This is a genomic window from Brevundimonas vesicularis, assembly GCF_027886425.1.
Lineage (GTDB): Bacteria > Pseudomonadota > Alphaproteobacteria > Caulobacterales > Caulobacteraceae > Brevundimonas > Brevundimonas vesicularis_C.
This window is the reverse complement of the sequence record NZ_CP115671.1, coordinates 1,346,507-1,367,688: the sequence shown is the minus strand read 5'-3', so window position 1 is coordinate 1,367,688 and position 21,182 is coordinate 1,346,507. Positions and strand designations below refer to the sequence as shown.

Genomic DNA, 21,182 nt, shown 5'->3' with positions numbered 1-21,182 from the left:
CCCCTGCCCTATCCAAGGCGGATGATCCGTTTCATCCTGTGCGGCCTCGTCCTTCTGACCGGAACGCCAGCCTTGGGTCAGCCCCTGATCATCGCCCATCGCGGCGCCTCCGGCGAACGGCCCGAGCACACGCGCGCGGCCTATGAGTTGGCGATCGAACAGGGCGCGGACGTGATCGAGCCGGATCTGGTGCTGACCAGGGATGGCGTCTTCGTCGATCGGCATGAGAACGAGATTGGCGGCACGACCGACGTGGGCGACCGGCCCGAGTTCGCGGGCCGTCGTACGACCAAGACCATCGACGGGGTCGAGACCACCGGCTGGTTCACCGAAGACTTCACCCTGGCCGAATTGAAGACGCTGAGGGCGAGGGAGCGGTTGCCCGCCATTCGACCAGGCAGCGCCGCCCATGACGGACAGGAGCCGATCCTGACCTTCGATGAGGTCGTCGCCATCGCGCGCGAGGCCTCGGCGCGGACCGGACGGACGATCGCCGTGGCGCCGGAGCTGAAACACCCGACCTATTTCGCCGCGATTGGCCTGCCGATGGAGGACGGTTTCGTCACCGAAATGGAGCGGCTGGGTCTGACGGGCGCCGAGGCCCCGATCATCATCCAGTGTTTCGACGTCGGGCCGCTGGAGCGGTTGGCGACGCGCATCGATGCGCCGCTGGCTCAACTCGTGGCCGCCAAGGGCGGACCGGCGGACCGGGCGGACGTAACCTATGCCCAGATGATCACGCCCGAGGGGCAAAAGGCCATCTCCGCCTACGCCGACTGGGTCGCGCCGGAGATGACCCTGGTCCTGCCGCGCGACGTCGAAGGCCGCACGACCGCGCCGAGCACCCTGGTCGCAGACGCTCATGCGGCGGGCCTGAAGGTCGTGGTCTGGACCCTGCGGGCCGAGAACGCCTTCCTGCCGGTCGAGCGACGCAGAGGCGACGACCCGGCCGGGCACGGCGACATGGCCGGCTATGCCGCAGCCTTCGCCGCAGCTGGGGTCGATGCGCTGTTCAGCGACTTCCCGGCCCTGGCGCGGACCACGGCGCCCTAGTTGCGGAACTGAAGTTCGGCGAGGCGGGCGTAGAGGCCGCCCTGGGCGACGAGTTGCTCGTGGGTGCCCTCTTCGACGACGCGGCCGTCGTCCATGACGACGATGCGGTCGGCGCGCAGGACGGTGGCGAGGCGGTGGGCGATGACCAGGGTGGTGCGCTCCTCCATCGCCTGATCGAGGGCGACCTGGACCAGGCGTTCGCTTTCGGCGTCCAGCGCGCTGGTGGCCTCGTCCAGCAGCAGGATGGGGGCGTCGCGGACCAAGGCGCGGGCGATGGCCAGGCGCTGGCGCTGGCCGCCCGACAGGCTCTTGCCGCGCTCGCCGAGCGGGGTGTCGAACCCTTCCGGCAGGGCGTCGATGAAGCCGAGCGCCTGGGCCTTTTCAGCGACGGCGCGGGCCTCTTCCAGGGTGGTGTTCTCGCGGCCGAAGCGAATGTTCTCCAAGGCCGAGCCCGAGAACAGCGGCGTTTCCTGCGACACCCAGGCGAAGCGGTCGCGCACGGCGACGGGATCGGCCTGGCGCACATCGACGCCGTCGACCGAGACCATGCCGGTCTGCGGATCATAGAAGCGCAGCAGCAGGCGGAAGACCGTGGACTTGCCGGCGCCGGACGGGCCGACCAGGGCGACCGTCTCGCCGGGGCGTACGGTCAGGCTGAAGCCCTTCAAGGCCGGAAGGTCGGGACGGCCCGGATAGGCGAAGCCGACGGCCGACATCGACACCTCGCCGCGCGGGGGCGTCGGCAGGGCCGTGGCCTGAGGCGGCGGGGCGATGCCGGCGACGGCGCGCATCAGCTCCTCGATCCGCTCCATGGCGCCGGCGGCCTTTTGCACGTCGCCCCAGCTTTCGCCGAGCGCGCCCACGGCGCCCGCGGCGAAGACTGATAGAAGGACGAACTGAAGTAGGGCGCCGGGCGTCATGGCGCCCCTAACCACGTCCTGGGCGCCCAGCCACAGCACAAGTGTCACGCCGCCGAACATGACGACGATGATTAGGGCGGTCATCCAGGCGCGGGCCTGCATCCGGGTCAGCGAGGCGTTGAAGGCGTCCTCGACCGCCGCGCCGAAACGGGTGATGGCGCTCTGTTCGCGGCCGAAGGCCTGGACCGTCTCGATGGCGTCCACGCTTTCGCCTGCGAAGCCGACGGCGTTGGCGAAGCGGTCCTGGGACGCCACGGTCAGTTTGCGCACCTTGCGGCCGAAGATGAAGATCGGCCCCAAAAGGAAGGGCACGATCAGCAGGACGAAGCCGGTCAGCTTGGGGCTGACGAAGAACAACAAGGCCACGCCGCCGATCAGGGTCAGGAAGTTGCGCAGCGCATAAGAAATCGACGTCGTCATCAACGTCTCGACCAGGGCGATGTCCGTGGTCAGGCGCGACAGCACCTCGCCGGTGCGCATATGGGCGTAGAAGGAGGGGTCCAGCGTTAGAATGCGGCCGAACAGGCCCTTTCGCACATCGGCGATGACGCGCTCGCCCGTGCGGGTGACGAAATAGTAGCGGGCGGCGGTCGCCAGCCCCAGGAACAGGGCGTTGGCGCCCAGCAGCAGGAACCAGATGTTCAGATTGGCGCCGCCGGCCTCGAACCCATGGTCGATGGCCCCGCGCGCCAGGGCGGTCAGGCCCAGCGAGGCGGCGGTGGACAGCAGCAGCCAGAACACCGCCATCAGGGCATGACCCTTGTGGCGCATGGCGAAGGGAATCAGTCGCGCGAGCGGGCGGATGTCGCGGCGCTTGGCGCGCTTGGCGCCCGCTTCGGACATCTGGTCGGCCAGAAGGGCGCCGGCGCTTGGCCGGCCCTCCAGCGACGCCATGCCCGAGGCGCGGTTGGCGGAAGGGGCGGAGGCGGCGGCTTGATCGGTCATTTCGCCCGCCTCTTGCCCCGGAACGCCCCCCGGTGTAAACGCCGCCCCTCATTCCCGCCGGGCCTTTCCCTTAAAAAGGATTTGGTGGCGGGTTTCTCATTTCACGCGCACGGACGGTCGGCATCGTCACCGCGCAGAGACCGGACGACGACCATGAAGGCGGATACCCATCCCGACTACCACTTCATCACCGTGGTGATGACCGACGGCAGCACCTACCAGACCCGTTCGACCTACGGGAAGGAAGGCGACAAGCTGGCCCTCGACATCGATCCGTCGACGCACCCGGCCTGGACGGGCGGCAACGCCCAGCTGATGGACCGCGGCGGTCGCGTCTCGCGCTTCAACAACAAGTTCGCCGGCTTCATCAAGAAGTAAGCGCGTCCTGGCTGCGACATCTCGCAGCAATCGGAACACCAAGAGCGTCGGTCGCAAGGCCGGCGCTTTTTGTTTGGTCGGAACACCGATAATGTGGGGGCGTTCGGGTACCAGGGGCGTCGGCCACGCTGGCCGAAGCGATCGAAGAAGCGGAAGACTATGAATAGACGGCAACTGGGTCTGGGCGTCGCGACGGCGGCCGTGACCCTTGGCTCGGCGGCGCGCGCGCAGCAGGTCTTCGTGCAACGCGGACCGGAGGCGACCGCCTTCTACAACAGCTTCAACGATCAGATTTCGCGTCTGCCCGAGACGCAGCAGGCGGATGTGCGCGCCTTCTACGAAATGAACGGCTGGCGGCCGGTGTGGAACGCCGACCGTGTGCGCGCCCTGAACACCGTCGCGGCCGGCGCCAATCGCCATGGTCTGGCGGGCTCTGACTATTTCGACTTTGTGGGACTGGCGGCCGATCCGGCGAGTGCGGACCTGCGGACCACGGCGGCGGCGTTGGCCTATGCGCGCGTCCTGGCCGAGGGCAAGGTGCGGCCCGAGACGGTCGAAGATTTGTGGGAGATGCAGAAGAACCGCGTGGACCTGCCGCGCGGTCTCAGCGACGCCCTGACCCGCAATGTGCTGGGCCAGTGGTATGACGGCCTGGCGCCCACCGACATCGGCTATCAGAATCTGTCGGCCGGCTATGTCCGCTATCGCCGTCTGGCGGCGCAGGGCGGCTGGCCCCGCTTCATCCAGGGCGCGACCATAGAGCCCGGCAACAGCGATCGTCGCATCCCCGCCCTGATCGACCGCCTGACGGCCGAGGGCGACCTGTCGGCCGCCGACGGCGCGCGGCTGAAGTCGCAGGGCCTGGTTTACAACGCCGAACTGCAACGTGCGGTGCAGAGCTTCCAGAACCGCCATGGACTGGGCGCCGACGGGCGGATCGGCGCGGGCACCCAGCGCTCGCTGGGCGCCTCGGCCGAGGACCGTGCGCGTCAGATCGCGCTGAACCTGGAGCGCCGTCGCTGGCTGAAGCGCGAGGTCGCGCCCGAGCGGATCGAGGTCAACACCGCCGCCGCCATTATGGTCTATTGGAAGGACGGCAAGCCGGTTCACTCCAACCGCGTCGTGGTCGGCTCGGCCGAGAACCAGACGCCCAGTCTGGAGAAGCCGTTCGCCTCGGTCGTGGCCAATCCGCCCTGGTATGTGCCGGCTGGCATCGCGCGCCGCGAAATCCTGCCCAAGGGGCCGGGGTATCTGGCCGCCAACGACATGTATGTGAAGGATGGCACGGTCATCCAGCGCGCCGGTCCGCGCTCGGCCCTGGGGTATGTGAAGTTCGAGCTGCGCGACAGCTACGCCATCTTCCTGCACGACACGCCGTCCAAGGCTGCCTTCAACCTGTCCACACGTCAGCGCAGCCACGGCTGCGTGCGGGTGCAGAATGCGGTGGAGTTCGCCCGCCTGCTGCTGTCGCCCGATCCGACGAAGCTGGCCCAGTTCGACACGGCCCAGGATACACGTGAGACGACGCGCGTGACCACCGGACGCGAAATCTCGGTGCGTCTGCTGTATTGGACGGCCTTCGTGGACGGTCAGGGTCGCGTGGCGTTCCGCGAGGACGTTTATGGCCGCGACGACAAGCTGGCGCAGGCGCTGGGCATCGGCGTGAATCTGCCCAAGCCCATCGACGATGGCCGGGCGGACGCCAACGACGTCGGGCCGTAAAGGGGGCGATCAGCCCCTGAAGGCCGCCTCAAGCATGCCCATCTGGCTGAGCACCGGGTTCTCCGGGGCCTGATCCTGATCGTCGGCATACATGCGGCGATCCAGATACAGGGTGCGGTCGAACAGCTTTTCCGACCGCACGAGGTATTCGATCAGGGCGATCGGCAACTCGGCGTGGCTGGGCTCGGCGTCGATGCGGCGCTCGTTCAGGCGATAGCGCGGCTCGCAGGCGGTTTCCGGCGACATGTCGTCTTCGCGCACGGCGCGCTGGACCAGAAGCCAGGAGGCGATCTGCATCAGGCGGGTGGTCAGCTTCATGCTCTCGGCCGCGTAGGCCAGGGCGGCGGCGCGCGACAGCATCTTGGAATCGCGACGGCCCTCGCCGTCCAGATAGGCGGCGGTCTCCTCGACCAGTTCCATGCCTTCGCGGAAGGTGCGATCGAACAGCTCCGACCGGGCGAAATCGCGAACGGTGCGGCTGCGGTCAGCGGGGGACGGAGCGGAGGTCATTTGAGCATTGATCATCAGAGAAGGTCGGGTCCGTCCTGCAATCGGCCCCTGGCGGCGCCGTTCGCACGAAAGATGCAACGCTCATGCCATGCCAGCGGATCATTCGCGATCACGAACCGAAGTTGAACAGGGCGTCAGCGGCGTTTTTCTTGGAGCGTTTCGTCTCGATCGCGGCGCGCGAGCGCGCGATCTCGGCCTCAAGTGCGGCGATCCGCTCCTGCAAATCCTCGACGGCGTAAACATCCAGATCTTCGCGTGACAGGGCCCGCAGCGGTTCACCGCGTTGCGGGCGGGGTTCAAGATCTTCGAACATCGTCGCCTTCCTTTCGCGCTGTCATGGCCAAGGCGGTCCACGGTCCCTATCTGAACGCCCGGATACGAACGAATGCAAGGCGAGTGCGATGCGCGTGATCGAAATCGAAGGCGGCTCCGGACCGGCCGAGGCCCTGAAGATCGCCGAACGGCCCGATCCCGTGGCGGGGCCGGGTCAGGTGCTGATCCGGGTGCGGGCGGCGGGTGTGAACAGGCCGGACCTGCTGCAACGCACCGGCGCCTACCCCCCTCCCCCCGGTGCGTCGGACGTTCTGGGGCTTGAAATCGCCGGCGAGATCGAGGCCGTTGGAGAGGGCGTCACGCGCTGGACGGTCGGCGACCGGGTCTGCGCCCTGCTGGGCGGCGGCGGCTATGCGGAGTTGGCCGTGGTCGATGCGCGTCATGTCCTGCCGATCCCCGAGGATCTGGATTACGTGCAGGCGGCCGTGCTGCCGGAAACCGTCTTTACCGTCTTCGCCAATGTGTTCGAAGGCGGCGCGTTGAAGGCCGGCGAGACTTTGCTGATCCACGGGGCGACCAGCGGCATCGGCGTCACGGCCATCCAGATGGCCAAGGCCGCCGGCGCCCGAGTGATCGCCACCTCGCGCGGGGCGGACAAGGCCGCAGCCGCCAAGGCGCTGGGCGCGGACATCAGCCTGGACGCCAAGAGCGATGATCTGGAGGCGCAGATCCGCGAGGCGGGCGGCGCGGATGTGGTTCTGGACATGGTGGGGCGCGATTACGCCGCCCTGAACCTGAACAGTCTGAATGCGGGCGGGCGCTGGGTGGTCATCGCCTCCCTGACCGGCCCCAAGGTCGAGATGGATCTGCAGCGGATCATGCTGAAGCGATTGACCCTGACCGGATCGACGCTGCGCAGCCGCCCGGCGGACGAAAAGGCGCGTCTAACCGCGGCTGTCGAGGCGACCGCCTGGCCGTGGGTCGCATCCGGCAAGGTGAAGCCGCCAGTTCAGGCGGTGTTCGCGTTGGAGCAGGCGGCCGATGCGCACGCCGAACTGGAAGCCGGCGGGCACATCGGCAAGATCGTGCTGAGCGTCTAGTAGCGCCCGCCGCGCACGGGGCGCAGCGACGAGATGTTGTCGTTGAAGCCGCCGTTCAGGAAGCGGACATCGCCTTCGACGATGCGGCAGCGGCCCCGGAACTCGGCGTCGGTGCAGACTTCCCAGCGGCCTTCGACGCGCATCGAACTGATGCGGTCGTTGAATGGGGTGCGGCCCAGGTTGCGGTCTTCGCTGGTGAACTCACGCGAAGCGCCGCGGAAGTTGGCGTTCTCATAGACGGTGATCGAGGACCGACCCCAGCCACCGCCATTGCCGCCGCCCCAGCCCGGGCCGCCGTTGCCGGGTCCCCAGCCGCCGCCGGGGCGACCGGGCTGGCTGTCTTCATAGTCGCCACGGAAACGCCCGCAGACCAGCAGGCCGTTGTCGTTGTTGATCTCCTCGCCGCCGCAGCGGTTCAGCTCGATCGACGTGCCGCGCATCCGGCCACGCATGTCGCGGCAATCGGCATAGAGACGACCGCGATTCACATAGGCTTCCGAGCACGACTGGGTATAGCCGCCGCGCGGGGCGACGCGTTGCTGTGCATAGTCCTGGCCCGAGGCCATCGCTGCGGCCAGAGCCGCGCCAAGCAGAATGGACATGGTGGTTCTCCTCTCCCGAAGCTGAAAAGCTTCATTACCGCGAAGGTTGCGTCAGGGCGGATGAACCGTTGCTGTATGGGATTGTCGGTCAGCGTTTTCTTTTGTGTCGAATAGGCCTATATCGGCATCATACGCGCCCGGTCGAAAGGCCGGGCGCCGTCGTATCCAACGCCAGCCGAAGCCTCATTCGGCGGCTCAACAACACCGGGACGAACGCCCCATGAGCGACATTTTGATGCCCAAGGCCACTGCGGTCTGGCTGGTCGACAACACCTCTCTCAGCTTCGAGCAGATCGCCGACTTCTGCGGCCTGCACCCGCTGGAAGTTCGCGGCATCGCCGACGGCGACGTGGCGCGCGACATCCGTGGCGTCGATCCCGTCACCGGCGGCCAGCTGACGCGCGAAGAACTGGACAAGGCACAGGGCGACGAAAACTATCGCATGAAGGCGATCGTCAGCCGCCACGCCGAACTGCTGAAGTCGGCAAAGCCAGCGCCGAAATACACGCCGGTGTCGCGTCGCCAGGACCGCCCCGACGCCATCGCCTGGTTCGTGCGCAACCACCCCGAGGTGACGGACGCCCAGATCGCCAAGATGCTTGGCACGACCAAGTCCACCATCGAGAGTGTGCGCAACCGCACGCACTGGAACAGCGCCAATATCAAGCCGGTCGACCCGGTGACGCTGGGCCTGGTCGGCCAGCTGGCGTTGGACGAAATCGTCAAGAAGGCCGCCGACAAGAAGGCCAAGGACGACCTGAAGAACGGCGGCGGCACGATCCAGCCCGTCGAACAGGTCGAGGCCGAGCCCGAGTTCGTGCCGGAAGCCCGCCAACGTCCCGGCGCCGAGCCGACGGCGGAATCGGTGTTCGGCACCAAGGACTGATCCACCTTCGCGCAACGAAAACGGCCCCGGAGAGCGATCTCCGGGGCCGTCGTCGTTTTTCAGGGAGGCGGACGCTAGGTCGCGCGCGCCTCCAGACTGGTGATTTCTTCCTTCAGCCGAAGCTTCTTCTGCTTCAGCGCCCTGACCTGCAACGGATCCGTGGACGGGCGGGTAAGCTCCTTCTGGATGGTCTCATCCAGGGTGCGATGACGATTACCCAGTTCGCGAATACGAGCCTCGATGGTCATGGCTTGCGCCTCCTTTGGTTAGGGACCAGTAGAGTGAGCGCCCGGTTTGGCGCGCTGTGTAATCACTTTCCAGTGACAGCCCGTCGCCCCGGACCCGAAGGAGGCTGACCCCCAAAATGGACGATGATGTGAACGGAGCCATACGGAACCCGCCCGCCAGACTGGTGGTCGGAATTTCAGGGGCTTCCGGCGCCGTCTATGGCGCCCGGGTGCTGGACGCGCTGAACGATGTGGGCGTCGAAAGCCATCTGGTCGTGACCAAGGCCGCCCTGCTCACATTGTCGCAGGAGACCGATCTGTCGCCCGACGAACTGACGGCCAAGGCGTCGGTGGTCCACAAGCTGGGCGACGTGGGGGCGACGATCGCCTCTGGCTCGTTCCGCACCCTGGGCATGATCGTGGCGCCCTGCTCGATCAAGACGATGAGCGAGATCGCGACCGGCGTGACCTCGACCCTGCTGACGCGTGCGGCGGACGTGACGCTGAAGGAGCGGCGACCGCTGGTGCTGATGGTGCGCGAAACGCCGTTCCACCTGGGCCATCTGCGCACCATGACGGCCTTAGCCGAAATGGGCGCGATCATCGCCCCGCCCCTGCCCGCGCTTTACGCCCGGCCGAGCTCGATCATGGAGATGGTCGATCAGTCGGTGGGTCGGACGCTGGATCTGTTCGGCCTGGATTGGGGCGCGGTGCGGCGCTGGGAAGGCCTGAAGTCATGAGGCTGTGGGACTGGGCGGTCGCCGCCTATGGCGCGCCGGGGGTCGGCGAGGCGTGTCTGGCGCTGCAGGACAGCCACGACCAGAACGTGCCTGTGCTGCTGTGGTCCGCCTGGGTCGCGGCGACGGGACGAAAGCCCGACGAAGAGACAATCGAGGCGGCCTGCGACACCGCCCGGGCCTGGGAGAGCGTCGTGGTCGCCCCGCTACGTTCGGTGCGGCGGATCCTGAAGGCGCCGGTGCCCGATATCGACGATGGCCCGCGTGAGAGCATGCGCAACCGCATAAAGGCGCTGGAGCTGGAGGCGGAGCGGCACTTGCTGGACGCGCTGGAGGCGTTGGCGCCCGAACCCAGCGGGCCGGCCCGCCCGATCATCGACGGCCTGGCAGCCACCGCCCGGATGTGGGCGGATGTGACACCGCGCCCGGCCCTGATCCGGCTCGCAGACGCCCTTCCGGCCTGAGATCAGCGTGGCTATAAGCGGCCTGAGACGAGCGGCGTGGAGATGACACGATGAACGACGACACGCCTGCGATCACCGAGGAAATGGCCGAACTTCAGGCGCGGGTGAACCATCTGCGCCAGGAACACGCCGACCTTGACGCCTCGATCGAGGCCCTGGGTCAGGCCGCCATTCCCGATCAGCTGATGATCGCCCGGCTGAAGCGCAAGAAGCTGGCGCTGAAGGACGAGATCGTGAAGCTGGAAGACCGCATCCTGCCCGATATCATCGCCTGATCTGGCCGGCCGGGTGGCAGGTTCCGCCCTGCGACCATCCGCCGCCCTGCCCTAGCCCCAAAGTCGCCAAAGCCAGCAGGCATAAGCCGCCCTCCCACGGAACGCCGTGCGCTGTCGGGGCGCCGCTTCCTTCATTCCAGAGCGTAGAGACGCTGGAGAGGCCGCCGAATGCGACGCCTGCTATCCAACGCGCCGATGGCGCGGTGCAAGACCCTGTTGATCCACTCCGGCCAGACGGCCGCCTTCGCCGCCGTGGCCGTTTTCGCCGCCGCCGCCGCGCCAAATGCTGCGCGCGAGGCCGCCTTGCCGCCGCCGACCCAGATCGCCGCGCCGGTGTCGCCGCCCCTGAAGGCCGAGGTTGAGAAGGCGGGTCCGATCACGCGCCAGATCGCCTTCACCGCCCCGGTGCGCGGCTATGCGATCAACTCGCCGTTCGGCCTGCGCAAACTGGCCATCGAAGCCAAGGCGCGCGCGCACAAGGGCGTCGACATCGCCGCGCCCAAAGGCACGACCGTCTTCACCGCCGCCGAGGGCGAGGTCATCCGCACGGGGTACGACCCCGAGGGCTATGGCAACTTCATCGAGGTGCGCCACCCCAACGGCATGAGCACCCTGTACGGCCACCTCAGCCGGATCGATGTGGCCAACGGCGATGCGATCGCGCCCGGTCAGCGCATCGGTCTGGTCGGCTCCACCGGCTATTCTACCGGCCCGCACCTTCATTTCGAGGTCCGTCGCGGCGGCGCCCAGGTCAATCCGACCAAGGTGGTCGATCGCCATTTCGAAGTGACGGTGAAGGCCAAGGCCTGACGCGCATTGCGTTGCGACGGGCGTCGCAAACGTCCTAGTGTCCCCTCTCGTTCTGGGAGGGATGAACATGAACAAGATCGTCGCCGCCGTCGTCGCGGGCCTTTTGGCCGCCACGCCCATCGCCGCCTCAGCGCAGGACTATGGGCGCTACAGCGACGCCGCCGCACAGACCGAGCTGTCGCGCCTGGCGGATGTGCAGATGGCGGTCATGGTGCCGATGCGCGACGGCGTGGGGCTGGCCACCAATGTCTATCGCCCCAAGAACGCGTCCGGCCCGTTGCCGACCGTTTTCGTCCGCACGCCCTATAACGAGCTGGCCTACAACGCCCGCACCACGCGCTCGGCCCTGAGCTGGGTCAGCAAGGGCTATGCCTTCGTCATCCAGAACGAACGGGGACGGTATTTCTCGGGCGGGGACTATCAGATCCTGGGCTATCCCCAGACCGACGGCTATGACGCCCTGACGTGGATCGCGGCCCAGCCCTGGTCGAACGGCAAGGTCGGCACCCTGGGCTGTTCGTCCTCCGCAGAATGGCAGTTGGCCCTGGCGGCCCAGAACCACCCGGCCCACGCCGCCATGGTGCCCCAGGCCTCGGGCGCCGGCATCGGCAAGGTCGGCCGGTTCCAGGAACAGGGCAACTGGTACACAGGGGGCGTGCCGCGCAACCTGTTCTTCGTTTGGCTGTACGGCGTGGACAATCCACAGCGCGCCCAGATCCCGATGGATCTCGATCAGGAAACCCGCGCCCGGATCGTCCGCTACAACGACCTGGACGCCAAGAAGCCGGATGTGAACTGGCCCAGCCAGATCCGGCATCTGCCGGTCAACGAGATGCTGAAGGACCTGGGCGAGCCGGCCGGCACGTTCGAGGAACTGATCGCGCGCACCCCATCCGATCCGGCCTGGCGTCAGGGCGGCCTGTATCACGACGACATGGGCTGGGGTGTGCCGTCCCTGTGGTTCAACAGCTGGTATGACGTCTCCATCGGGCCGAACATGGAGCTGTTCAACCACGCCCGGTCCACGACCCAGGATCGCGAGGCGGCCGAGAACCAGTACGTCGTGGTCGGCCCCAACAATCACTGCGCTTTTGGCGGCTTGGGGCCGAACTACAAGTCGGGCGACCGCCCGCTGGGCGACGCCACCTTCGACAGCGACGCCCTGGTGCACGCCTGGTTCGATCGCTGGCTGAAAGGCGAACGGCGCGCCTTCCCCGAGAGCACGCCGCACGTGCAGTATTTCAACATGGGCGAAAACGCCTGGCGCACGGCCGCGCAGTGGCCGCCGGCCGGGGTCAAGACGGTGCGGATGTATCTGCGCTCGGGCGGCGGGGCCAACAGCTTGAATGGCGACGGCCTGCTGAGCCTTCAGGCGCCGCCCGCCGGCGAGCCGGCCGACCGCTATCGCTATGATCCCATGAACCCGGTCCAGACCATCGGCGGCGGCGATTGCTGCAACGGCGGCCTGGTCACGGCCGGGGCCTTCGATCAGCGACCGATCGAGGCGCGCAACGACGTGCTGGTCTATACGTCGGAGGCGCTGACCGAGCCGATGCAGGTCACCGGCTTCATCGATGCGGTGCTGAAGGTATCGTCCTCTGCGCCCGACACCGATTTCGCGGTCAAGCTGGTGGACGTGGCGCCGGACGGCACGGCCTATATCCTGGGCGACACCATCATGCGGGCGCGCTATCGCAACGGCTATGACCATCCAGCGCCCCTGACGCCGGGCCAGGTGGCGACCGTGCAGCCCACGCCGTTGACCATCAGCAACACCTTCCAGCCCGGTCACCGCATCCGGGTCGAAGTCACCAGCTCCAACTTCCCCAAGTTCGTGCGCAACCTGAACACGGGCGGACTGAACGAGACCGAGAGCCAGGGTGTGGTCGCCGACAACGCCGTCCATCACGCGGGCGACGACGCGTCCTACATCGATCTGCCTGTGGTGAAATAGGCGCCCCTGCGCCGAAGTCGCTGGCGTCCCCTGTCGTCGGATTCTAGGCTGACGACAGGGATTTGGGAGGCGACATGGCGGCGTTGACGCTGGATGGGGTGAACAAGCGGTACGGCGATTTCCACGCCGTGCGCGATCTGAGTTTTCAGGTCGAGAAGGGGTCGATCTGCGGCTTTCTGGGACCGAACGGGGCGGGCAAAACCTCGACCCTGCGAATGATCCTGGGGTTGCAGCCAGCGACGTCGGGACGGATCGAAATCCTGGGCGCCGACGACGGGCGTAAGGTGCGCGACCGGATCGGTTTCCTGCCCGAGGAACGCGGCCTCTATAAAAAGATGACGCCGGTCGAGGCCATCGCCTTCTTCGGCGCGCTGAAAGGCCTGCCGGTCGCCGAAGGCCGCAAGCGCGCCAAGACCCTGCTGGAGCAGCAGGGGCTCGGCGAGGCGCAGAAAAAGAAGATGAAGGAGCTGTCCAAGGGGATGGCGCAGAAGGTGCAGCTGATCGCCTCGGTCGTGCACCATCCCGAGTTCGTCATCCTGGACGAGCCCTTCTCCGGTCTGGACCCGATGAACCAGCAGGGCCTGGAAGCGATGATTCGCGGGCTGGCCGCGAACGGGGCCACGGTGCTGTTCTCCACCCACGTGATGCAGCATGCCGAGCGGCTGTGCGACAAGGTCGTGCTGCTGGCGCGTGGCAAGAAGGCGTTCGAGGGGACGGTGGACCAGGCCAAGGCCACCTCGCCGCGCTTCCTAAATCTGGACGGCGCGATCAGCGCGGACGCCGCCGCCGCCCTGCCCGGCGTGGCGGGCGTCGAGACCCTGTCCGACGTCGATGGTGTGCGTCGTCTGAAGATCGCCCTGGCGCCCGGCGCCGGGGGTCAGGACACGTTGAAGACGGCTTTCCTAGACGGCCTGGACGTGCGCGGCTTCGCACTGAAGGAGCCGACGCTGCACGACGCCTTCATCGGCCTGACCGGCGACCATCCCGACCAACCCGTCGCATCCGTGGAGGCTGTCCGATGAACCGCACCCTGCTGATCGCGCGACGCGAATATGTCGCCTACGCCAAGACCGTCGGCTTCTGGCTGTCGCTTCTGGCCTTCCCGCTGTTCGCCGTGCTGGGCGGCGGCATTCCGGCGCTGATCAAGGCCTCCGAGCCGATCAAATCGGTGGCGGTGATCGAGGAAGGCCCCAATGCGACGGGTCTAGCCGCCGCCGTTCGCGCCTCTCTGCAAGCGGATGTGGATCGTCAGAACCAGCGCCTGCGCGAAGCCGCCGAAAAGGGACAGGCGGGCGCCGGGCGCGCCGTCGCCTCCATCACCGGCCCCAAGATCCGTCTGGTTGACACGTCGCCTGCCATCGCCGACGCCGTCGGCCCGGCCCGTGACGAGGCGATCCGCCAGGCGCTGGACAAGCAGACCTCGAACGCCAGGCGCCTCGACGCCGTGGTCTTCCTGAGCCGCACGGATGGCAAGCCCGCCGCCCAGGTCTGGACCGCGCGCGCCACTGACAACGACGTCTCCGGCTTCATCCGAAATGCCCTGCGTGATGCCCGACGCACCGAACTTCTGACCGCCGCCGGGGTCGCCCCGGCCGTGGCGCAGGAGGTTCAGACCTTCCGACCGGAGGTGAAGTCCTTCTCGCCCAGCGCCGCCAGCGGGGGCGAGGTGTCGATGCGTGACCGAATCCCGTCCTTCATCGGCCTGGGCGTCGGATTCCTCCTGTGGTCGCTGGTCATCACAGGGGCCTCCATCCTGCTGAACAGCGTGATGGAGGAGAAGTCGAACAAGATCCTGGAGGTGCTGCTGTCCTCGGCCTCGGCGACCGAAATCCTGACGGGCAAGGTGCTGGGCGTGGCGCTGCTGACCCTGACGGTCATGGGGGTCTGGGGCGGGATCGGGGCCTTCACCCTGATTTCGGCCTCGCCCGAGACGGCGGCGACGGTCGGACAGGTGCTGCTGCACGACGGCCTGATCTTCTATTTCATCGCCTATATGGTCGGCGGCTACCTGATGTATGCGGTGCTGTTCGCGGCCATCGGCGCCTTCTGCGAGACGCCGCGCGACGCCCAGACCCTGATGGGGCCGATCATGATGATCCTGGTCGTGCCGATCCTGGTGATGCAGATGGCCCTGACCAGCCCGGATGCGCCGGTGGTCAAGGTTCTGTCCTGGATCCCCTTCTTCACCCCCTTCCTGATGAGCGCCCGCGCGCCCAGCGATCCACCGCTGGTGGAGGTGATTCTGACGCTGATCGGCATGTTCGCGACCGCCGCCTTCATGGTGTGGATCGCCGGGCGGGCCTTCCGCGCCGGCGCGCTGTCAGACGTAAAGCTGAGCTGGAAGAGCTTCGGCCGGGCGATCACCGGGCGGGCGTAGGCGGCACGATTGTCTCCTCCCTGTCGCGTCGCGATGGGGAGGTGGCGCGGCGCTTCTTCTGTGGGACTTCATGAGTCCTCCACCACGCTCCGCAGAAACGAAACGCAAAGAAAAAGGCCGCTTCCCGAAGGAAGCGGCCTTAAATCTTTCGGCCTTCGCCGGGGTCTTAACGACCGCCGGGAACGCGCGGCTTCGGCGCGGGCAGCAGGCCCTCGCGCTGCATGCGCTTGCGCGCCAGCTTGCGGGCGCGACGGATGGCTTCGGCCTTTTGACGGGCGCGCTTTTCCGAGGGCTTCTCGAAGTGCACGTGGCGCTTCATTTCACGGAAGCTGCCCTCGCGCTGCATCTTCTTCTTCAGGGCTTTGAGCGCTTGGTCGACGTTGTTGTCGCGAACGAAAATCTGAACCAGGTTAAACTCTCCTTTGGCCGCCCGCCGCGTCCTGTGAGGGAGACGGGCGAACAAAATAAAATCGTCTTCCGACAGCCGGGCTTTCGGATGAAGGCGCGCTGATACACGAGCCGCCCCCTTCTGTCCAGATCGTCGCGACCATTCTTCAAGGCTCGAAACGCCATGACGACCGGCGTATGATCGCCCTTATGACCGAGACGACAGACTGGGCCGACCGGACCGAACAGACCGTGCTGGACGCCGCCATCGCCCGCGCGCCCGCGCTGGGTTGGAACGCGCGTCTGGTGCGCGAAGCCTGCGAGGCGTGCGGCCTGTCGCAGGGCGACGAGGAACTGCTGCTGCCCAACGGCGCGCGCGATCTGGCGGCCCTGCTGTCGCGCCGCCACGATGCGCGAGCGCTGGCGGCTCTGGGTGAGATCGACGCCAACTCGCTGAAGATTCGCGAGCGAATCGCTCGCGCCGTGTCCGAGCGGATGGAGGCGGGCGCCGCCGACCTGGAGGCCACGCGTCGCTGCGCCGCCTTCCTGGCCCTGCCCGTCAACGCCGACCTGGGGCTGAAACTGGCCTGGGAGAGCGCGGATCATCTGTGGCGCTGGGCCGGGGACGAGGCGACCGACTGGAATCACTATTCGAAGCGGACGATCCTGTCGGGCATCCTGATCCCCGCCCTGACCATGCGCTGGTTCGACGGACGCGAAGCGGCGGAGGCCTTCGTCGCCCGCCGGATCGAAAACGTCATGGCCTTCGAGAAGTGGAAGGCGGGCAAGGACTTCGACGCGCCGTTCCGAAAGGTCAGCGATGCGCTGAGCCGCATGCGGTATGGGGCGAAAGCCTAGACCTCGGCGGAGCGAAGCTCGGCGCGATTGTCGCGCAGCGCCTGATCGCGACCAGATTGGTGTCCAAGTTGGTAGACCCCGACGCCTAGGATCAGAACTGCAACACCAAGTATGGCGCCTGCCAGCACGCGTGAGCGGCCAGCTCCGTCTGAAGTTCTTTGGTCTGCTCGCGGGCCATCGGCAGAGACCGATGAACCGATCAGGGCCATTGCCATCGCCATTAAGAACAGAACCATCGGGGTGTTCATATTCAGACGCTCTTGGTAATTGCAGATCGATTGTCACGCTCAGCGGCGTCTTTTCCCAGGCGCCCACCGAGGTCCACGCCGGCGACAATCAAGGCCAAAGCGGCCGCGGCTAAAGACACGCCGAGCGCGCCGACACGCGATGATCGGCGGCCATTCAGTGCGCTGATCACTCCAGCAGTGGAGGTGACCAGCAGAAGCGCGAGTGACAAGATGAGCGACAGCGACATGCATCGACCATGACCTAAGTTGCGTTCAGCGCAACTCAAATATCAGCTGGCACCCAGCACCCGGTTCACATGCGCCATCTTGCGGCCGGGGCGGGCCTCGGCCTTGCCGTAGAGGTGCAGGCGTTCGTCGGACTTGGCCGACAGCTTGCGCCAGTCCTCGACTTCGTTGCCCAGCAGGTTTGTCATTTCGATGCGGGCGTGGGCCGTCGTGGGGCCGAGCGGCCAGCCGGCAACGGCGCGGATATGCTGTTCAAACTGGTCGCAGACGCAGCCGTCTTGGGTCCAATGGCCGGTGTTGTGAACGCGCGGAGCGATCTCGTTGACCAGAAGCACGTCATCTCCGAGGTCGAACAGTTCGACGCCCAGAACGCCGACGAAATCCAGCCCGTCCAGGATCGCCTCGGCGATGGCGCGGGCGCGGACTTGCGTCTTCTCGTCCACGACGGCGGGGGCCAGGGTGGTGCGCAGGACGCCGCCCTCGTGCCGGTTCTCGCCTAGCGGATAGACCGCCATATGGCCGTCCCAGTCGCGGGCGGCGATGACCGACAGTTCGCGCACGAAGGTCGCCTTGGCCTCCAGGATGGCCGGACGACCGCCCAGGCTTTCCAGGGCGGCGGGCGCGTCCTCGATGGCGTGGATCCAGACCTGGCCCTTGCCGTCATAGCCTTCGCGACGGGTCTTCAGCAGGGCGGGCAGGCCCAGTTCGGTCAGGCCGACGACCAGGTCGTCCAGCGTGTCGACGACGGCGAAGGCGACCGTCGGGGCGCCGACGGCGTTCAGGAAGGTCTTTTCGTCCACCCGGTCCTGCGACACGCGTAACGCCGTCGGTCCCGGCGCGACTAGAGGGCCGGCCTCGGCCAGACGCTCGATGGATTCGGCCGGCACGTTCTCGAACTCGAAGGTGACGACATCGGCGGCGCGACCCAGCGCCGACAGGGCCTTGGGGTCGTCATAGGCGGCGACGATCTGGCGCGCCGAGACCCGGCCGGCCGGGCTGTCGGCCTCGGGGTCCAAGATCACGACGTCGAAGCCCAGGCGCGAGGCGGCCTGGCTCAGCATCCGGCCCAGCTGGCCTCCGCCGATGATGCCGAGGGTCGAACCGGGGGGAAGCGGAAGATCAGGCACTCAGTCCTCGACGGTTTCTGCGACGGATTCGGTCTGGGCGGCGCGGAAGGCGGCCAGCCGTCCAGCCAGCCCCTCGTCGGACAGGGCCAGTATCTGGGCGGCCAGGATGCCGGCGTTGGCGGCGCCCGCCTCGCCGATGGCCAGGGTGGCGACCGGAACGCCCGCTGGCATCTGCACGATCGACAGCAGGCTATCCATGCCCTTCAGCGCCTTGGATTGGACCGGCACGCCCAGCACCGGCAGTTCGGTCATGGAGGCGGCCATGCCCGGCAGGTGGGCGGCGCCCCCTGCCCCAGCGATGATGACCTTGTATCCGGCGGCCTTAGCGCCCGTGGCGAAATCGACCAGGCGTTGGGGCGTGCGGTGGGCGCTGACGACCTTGGCGTCCCAGGCGACGCCCAGTTGATCCAGGCGATCGGCGGCCAGCTTCATGGTCGGCCAGTCGGACCGGCTGCCCATTATGATCGCCACCGGGGTTTCGGAAGTCGCCATGTCTGCAAGGCCCCTCGCGGAAAGGCGCCGGTTACAGCACGCGGGTGACGCCCGCAACCGCAACACCGTGATTTCAGCCGCGTCGGCCCGTAATGTCGGCCTTCAATGTCGGCGGATCACGCTCTACCATCGTTCGACCGCGCGACGCAGACTGAGTCGCGCCTTCGGAGCCATCCCTGCGCCGTGACCGACGTGGCCGAACACGACCTGACCGCCGAGATCGCGCGCCTGCGCGTCGAGCTGGAAGCGTGGAAAACGCGCGCCGCCGCCGCCGAGGCCGCCGCAGACCATGACGTGCTGACGCCCGCCCTGAACCGGCGCGGCTTCATCACGGCCATGCAGCGGACCATGGCCTATTGTCAGCGGCACGGGGTGCCGGCGGTGCTGCTGTATCTGGACATGGATGGGTTCAAGAGCGTCAACGACCGGCTGGGCCACGCCGCCGGCGATGCGGCCCTGGTCGCGGTGGCGGAGCTGTTCCTGGCCAATCTGCGCGAGTCGGACGCGGTGGGCCGGCTGGGCGGCGACGAGTTCGCCTTGCTGATGTTGCACGCAGGCTATGAAGAGGGCCGGGCCAAGGCGCGTCAGCTGGCCGAGGCGCTGAAGACCGAAGGCTTCGTCTGGGACGGCCAGAAAACCGAACTGGGCGGCTCGTTCGGCGTTCGCGCCTGGGACGGCCATACCGACGCCGAGGTCTGGTTGACCGAGGCCGACGCCGCCATGTGGGTGAGGAAGAAGGGGCGCTGAGGCCCCTTCCCGCCCCTGCCGCTTAAAGCGGCAGTTTCAGCTGAATGCCGCCCATGTGGCTGTCGGCGTGGTCGCCGAAGCGGCCGCGATAGCCGACCGTCACCTTGACCGGGCCGACCGCCCCCTCGACGCCGGCCGAGGCCAGGAACTGACCGCCGAACGGATCGTCGATCTCGCGCGACAGTACTTGGGCCGAGTTGTTGTAGAGACCGACGCGCACCGGATCGGAGCTGTCGTCCAGGGCGTCGCGGTAGCCGCCTTCGGCGAACAGGCCGAAGCCGCCCATTTCCGCCTCGGCGCGCAGGGCGACCTCGCCGGTCAGAGCCTTCACAGTGCGATCGCCGTACTGATACTGGGCGCCGACGCCCTGTTCGTAATAGCCGTCCACGTCGCTGGACACGTAGGCGAGGGCCGCGCGGGGCGACAGGGCGACGCCGCCCATGTCGAACCACATGCCGCCTTGCAGACGCGCGCCGCTGCTGAGCGCCCGGGTTTCGGCGGTGTGGACGATCGGCGCCAGGCTGGTGGTGCGTTCGATGTCGTCGATGTTGTCGCGCGCCACGCCGACGGCGGCGTTGACGAAGACATCGCCCGAGCGCCAGCCGCCATAGACGTCCAGGCCGAAGCTTTCGACGTTGAACTGCAGCGCGTGGCTTTCGACGTCGGTGTTGCGCGCCGTGCCGGCCAGACCAAAGCGCCAGTTGGCCGAGGGGCCGGCCTCAAGCGCGATACGGGCGCCCCAGCCGTCGCTCGACGAGCTGGTGACCGAGCCGCGCGCGTCGGTGTCGACGCTGTCGATCAGGGCAGAGGTGGTGACGGACACGCCGGCCTCCCACGCTTGACGGCCCGACAGGGCCTCGCCGGCGGCGTCCAGGGCGTCCTCGCGGTGACGATAGGCCGTCTCGCCCTGCAAGGTCGATTGAGCGCCGATGTCGCCATAGTAGAGGTAGTCGGTCGCCAACTGGGCGATGATCCGGTGGCCCGCCGCGGTCGGGTGGACGCCGTCAAAGTAGAAGTAGCTGTCCGGGTTCGTGCAGACCGTCACGCCGTTGAAGCAGGGCTGGGTGATGTTGGTGATGCCGAACAGGCCCGGATTGCCGGCCAGGGTGTCACCGATCTTGAACAGGTCCATCATGATGATGTTGCTGCCTGGGCGGGCGGCGGCCGTGGCGGTCAGATTGGTCTGAAGCGCCGTGTTGAAGGTGGTGACGGCGAAGTCGGCCAGGGGCGCGGCGGTCGTGCCGCGGAACTGAGGCGTCAGGCTGAGCTTGGGCAGGTTGGTGACCAGGATGGTCCCGGCCCCCGCGCCCGCCACGGTGTTGACCAGGCTGTTGATGTTGGCGGCGGCCGTGGTTGCGACCGGAGTGATGGCGGCGACCGGGCTGGCGGAAGCGCCGGCTGCGGGCAGACCCTGGAAGATGTCGTTGGCGCCGCCCAGGACGCTGACCAGATCCGTCGAGCTGAATCGGCCGCCCGCGGCGGTGTAGCGCGACAGCTGGTTCAGCATGCCGAACGGCACGCCGGCCGAGGCGTCGGTGCGCGAGCCGCCGAAGGCGTAGTTGATGCTGCCCGTGACCGAGCCGTTGAAGTTGGCGGCGTTGAAGCCCAGCAGTTCGACGAAGGTCGGACCGTTCGAGAAGCGGCGCGCATAGGGCGGCGACGGCGGCTGGGTCCCGCCCGAGATCAGAAACAGGTTGCCGTTGTCGCTGAGGCTGTCGCCGAAGACGACGAGACGGTTGTAGGTCTGGGCCGAGGCCGAGCCGGCAAAGGCGCAGGCGGCGAGCGCCAGAGCGGCGACGGCGCCGCCGGTGATGAAGCGTGACATGAAATTCCTCCCGCAGCCGTCGTTGCGCGGCCGTTCGACG

General features: G+C 67.4%; 25 protein-coding genes. 14 read left to right on the top strand and 11 right to left on the bottom strand.

Annotation, left to right across the window (positions count from 1 at the left end; translation table 11 throughout):
- Positions 1-21: 21 nt before the first annotated feature.
- The gene (locus PFY01_RS06820) at positions 22-1,053 is read left to right on the top strand and encodes a glycerophosphodiester phosphodiesterase family protein (protein ID WP_271042899.1); all 1,032 of its coding nucleotides are present in this window, start codon (positions 22-24) and stop codon (positions 1,051-1,053) included.
- Here PFY01_RS06820 and PFY01_RS06815 read toward each other — a convergent pair.
- A complete protein-coding gene (locus PFY01_RS06815) occupies positions 1,050-2,918 on the bottom strand; it encodes an ABC transporter transmembrane domain-containing protein (protein ID WP_271042898.1) in 1,869 nt (622 codons plus the stop codon). The two genes, PFY01_RS06820 and PFY01_RS06815, sit on opposite strands and share 4 nt — an antisense overlap.
- A gap of 153 nt (positions 2,919-3,071) precedes the next feature.
- On the opposite strand from PFY01_RS06815, the gene rpmE reads away from it, so the two are divergent.
- The gene (gene rpmE, locus PFY01_RS06810) at positions 3,072-3,296 is read left to right on the top strand and encodes a 50S ribosomal protein L31 (RefSeq protein ID WP_017506001.1); all 225 of its coding nucleotides are present in this window, start codon (positions 3,072-3,074) and stop codon (positions 3,294-3,296) included.
- A gap of 159 nt (positions 3,297-3,455) precedes the next feature.
- A complete protein-coding gene (locus PFY01_RS06805; protein ID WP_271042897.1) occupies positions 3,456-5,018 on the top strand; it encodes a L,D-transpeptidase family protein in 1,563 nt (520 codons plus the stop codon).
- 9 nt (positions 5,019-5,027) lie between these two features.
- Here PFY01_RS06805 and PFY01_RS06800 read toward each other — a convergent pair whose 3' ends face one another.
- Positions 5,028-5,528 carry a DUF1465 family protein gene (locus tag PFY01_RS06800; RefSeq protein WP_055754989.1) on the bottom strand — a complete coding sequence of 167 codons (501 nt, stop codon included), beginning with the start codon at positions 5,526-5,528 and terminating at the stop codon, positions 5,028-5,030.
- A gap of 109 nt (positions 5,529-5,637) precedes the next feature.
- The gene (locus tag PFY01_RS06795) at positions 5,638-5,841 is read right to left on the bottom strand and encodes a DUF1192 domain-containing protein (RefSeq protein WP_055754990.1); all 204 of its coding nucleotides are present in this window, start codon (positions 5,839-5,841) and stop codon (positions 5,638-5,640) included.
- A gap of 88 nt (positions 5,842-5,929) precedes the next feature.
- Here PFY01_RS06795 and PFY01_RS06790 point away from each other — a divergent pair, with 88 nt between their 5' ends.
- A complete protein-coding gene (locus PFY01_RS06790; protein ID WP_271042896.1) occupies positions 5,930-6,901 on the top strand; it encodes an NAD(P)H-quinone oxidoreductase in 972 nt (323 codons plus the stop codon).
- Here PFY01_RS06790 and PFY01_RS06785 read toward each other — a convergent pair.
- The gene (locus tag PFY01_RS06785; RefSeq protein ID WP_091747930.1) at positions 6,898-7,503 is read right to left on the bottom strand and encodes a beta/gamma crystallin-related protein; all 606 of its coding nucleotides are present in this window, start codon (positions 7,501-7,503) and stop codon (positions 6,898-6,900) included. The genes PFY01_RS06790 and PFY01_RS06785 overlap by 4 nt on opposite strands.
- 220 nt (positions 7,504-7,723) lie before the next feature.
- On the opposite strand from PFY01_RS06785, the gene PFY01_RS06780 reads away from it, so the two are divergent.
- The gene (locus PFY01_RS06780; protein ID WP_039245300.1) at positions 7,724-8,389 is read left to right on the top strand and encodes a DUF1013 domain-containing protein; all 666 of its coding nucleotides are present in this window, start codon (positions 7,724-7,726) and stop codon (positions 8,387-8,389) included.
- A 74-nt stretch (positions 8,390-8,463) separates the two neighbouring features.
- On the opposite strand, the gene PFY01_RS06775 is transcribed toward PFY01_RS06780, so the two are convergent.
- Positions 8,464-8,637, bottom strand: a complete 174-nt coding sequence (locus PFY01_RS06775) for a YdcH family protein (RefSeq protein ID WP_017505994.1) — start codon at positions 8,635-8,637, stop codon at positions 8,464-8,466.
- A gap of 116 nt (positions 8,638-8,753) precedes the next feature.
- On the opposite strand from PFY01_RS06775, the gene PFY01_RS06770 reads away from it, so the two are divergent.
- The 7 genes from PFY01_RS06770 to PFY01_RS06740 all read left to right on the top strand — a co-directional run bounded on the left by PFY01_RS06770 (position 8,754) and on the right by PFY01_RS06740 (position 15,233).
- Positions 8,754-9,356 (top strand): UbiX family flavin prenyltransferase, encoded by a 603-nt coding sequence (locus PFY01_RS06770; RefSeq protein WP_271042895.1) that lies wholly within the window; start codon positions 8,754-8,756, stop codon positions 9,354-9,356.
- Entirely contained in the window at positions 9,353-9,817 is a 465-nt protein-coding gene (locus PFY01_RS06765) for a TIGR02444 family protein (RefSeq protein ID WP_174085664.1), read from the top strand. The genes PFY01_RS06770 and PFY01_RS06765 overlap by 4 nt, the downstream gene beginning before the upstream one ends.
- A gap of 50 nt (positions 9,818-9,867) precedes the next feature.
- Positions 9,868-10,092, top strand: coding sequence for a YdcH family protein (locus PFY01_RS06760; protein ID WP_017505991.1), 225 nt, complete (start codon positions 9,868-9,870; stop codon positions 10,090-10,092).
- A 168-nt stretch (positions 10,093-10,260) separates the two neighbouring features.
- Positions 10,261-10,902, top strand: coding sequence for a M23 family metallopeptidase (locus PFY01_RS06755; protein WP_055804250.1), 642 nt, complete (start codon positions 10,261-10,263; stop codon positions 10,900-10,902).
- Between the two features lie 67 nt (positions 10,903-10,969).
- Entirely contained in the window at positions 10,970-12,856 is a 1,887-nt protein-coding gene (locus PFY01_RS06750; RefSeq protein ID WP_271042894.1) for a CocE/NonD family hydrolase, read from the top strand.
- 74 nt (positions 12,857-12,930) lie between these two features.
- The gene (locus tag PFY01_RS06745) at positions 12,931-13,878 is read left to right on the top strand and encodes an ABC transporter ATP-binding protein (RefSeq protein ID WP_271042893.1); all 948 of its coding nucleotides are present in this window, start codon (positions 12,931-12,933) and stop codon (positions 13,876-13,878) included.
- Complete coding sequence (locus tag PFY01_RS06740) at positions 13,875-15,233, top strand: ABC transporter permease (protein WP_271042892.1); 1,359 nt, start codon at positions 13,875-13,877, stop codon at positions 15,231-15,233. The genes PFY01_RS06745 and PFY01_RS06740 overlap by 4 nt, the downstream gene beginning before the upstream one ends.
- 166 nt (positions 15,234-15,399) lie before the next feature.
- On the opposite strand, the gene rpsU is transcribed toward PFY01_RS06740, so the two are convergent.
- On the bottom strand, positions 15,400-15,642 hold the full coding sequence (rpsU, locus tag PFY01_RS06735; RefSeq protein ID WP_026108547.1) for a 30S ribosomal protein S21: 243 nt from the start codon (positions 15,640-15,642) through the stop codon (positions 15,400-15,402).
- Between the two features lie 188 nt (positions 15,643-15,830).
- Between rpsU and PFY01_RS06730 the strand changes: the two genes are divergently transcribed.
- Positions 15,831-16,478: a COQ9 family protein gene (locus PFY01_RS06730; RefSeq protein WP_271042891.1), complete on the top strand. Its 648-nt coding sequence runs from the start codon at positions 15,831-15,833 to the stop codon at positions 16,476-16,478.
- Here PFY01_RS06730 and PFY01_RS06725 read toward each other — a convergent pair.
- The 4 genes from PFY01_RS06725 to purE are packed head-to-tail and all read right to left on the bottom strand — an operon-like array spanning position 16,475 to position 18,570.
- The gene (locus tag PFY01_RS06725) at positions 16,475-16,726 is read right to left on the bottom strand and encodes a hypothetical protein (protein ID WP_271042890.1); all 252 of its coding nucleotides are present in this window, start codon (positions 16,724-16,726) and stop codon (positions 16,475-16,477) included. The two genes, PFY01_RS06730 and PFY01_RS06725, sit on opposite strands and share 4 nt — an antisense overlap.
- A gap of 2 nt (positions 16,727-16,728) precedes the next feature.
- Positions 16,729-16,953 (bottom strand): hypothetical protein, encoded by a 225-nt coding sequence (locus tag PFY01_RS06720; RefSeq protein WP_271042889.1) that lies wholly within the window; start codon positions 16,951-16,953, stop codon positions 16,729-16,731.
- Positions 16,954-16,995: 42 nt separating this feature from the next.
- Positions 16,996-18,078 (bottom strand): 5-(carboxyamino)imidazole ribonucleotide synthase, encoded by a 1,083-nt coding sequence (locus PFY01_RS06715; protein WP_271042888.1) that lies wholly within the window; start codon positions 18,076-18,078, stop codon positions 16,996-16,998.
- Positions 18,079-18,570, bottom strand: a complete 492-nt coding sequence (gene purE / locus PFY01_RS06710; RefSeq protein ID WP_055755002.1) for a 5-(carboxyamino)imidazole ribonucleotide mutase — start codon at positions 18,568-18,570, stop codon at positions 18,079-18,081.
- A gap of 183 nt (positions 18,571-18,753) precedes the next feature.
- Between purE and PFY01_RS06705 the strand changes: the two genes are divergently transcribed.
- A complete protein-coding gene (locus tag PFY01_RS06705) occupies positions 18,754-19,317 on the top strand; it encodes a GGDEF domain-containing protein (protein ID WP_271042887.1) in 564 nt (187 codons plus the stop codon).
- A 22-nt stretch (positions 19,318-19,339) separates the two neighbouring features.
- Here PFY01_RS06705 and PFY01_RS06700 read toward each other — a convergent pair whose 3' ends face one another.
- On the bottom strand, positions 19,340-21,142 hold the full coding sequence (locus PFY01_RS06700) for an autotransporter domain-containing protein (protein ID WP_271042886.1): 1,803 nt from the start codon (positions 21,140-21,142) through the stop codon (positions 19,340-19,342).
- Positions 21,143-21,182 lie beyond the last annotated feature (40 nt).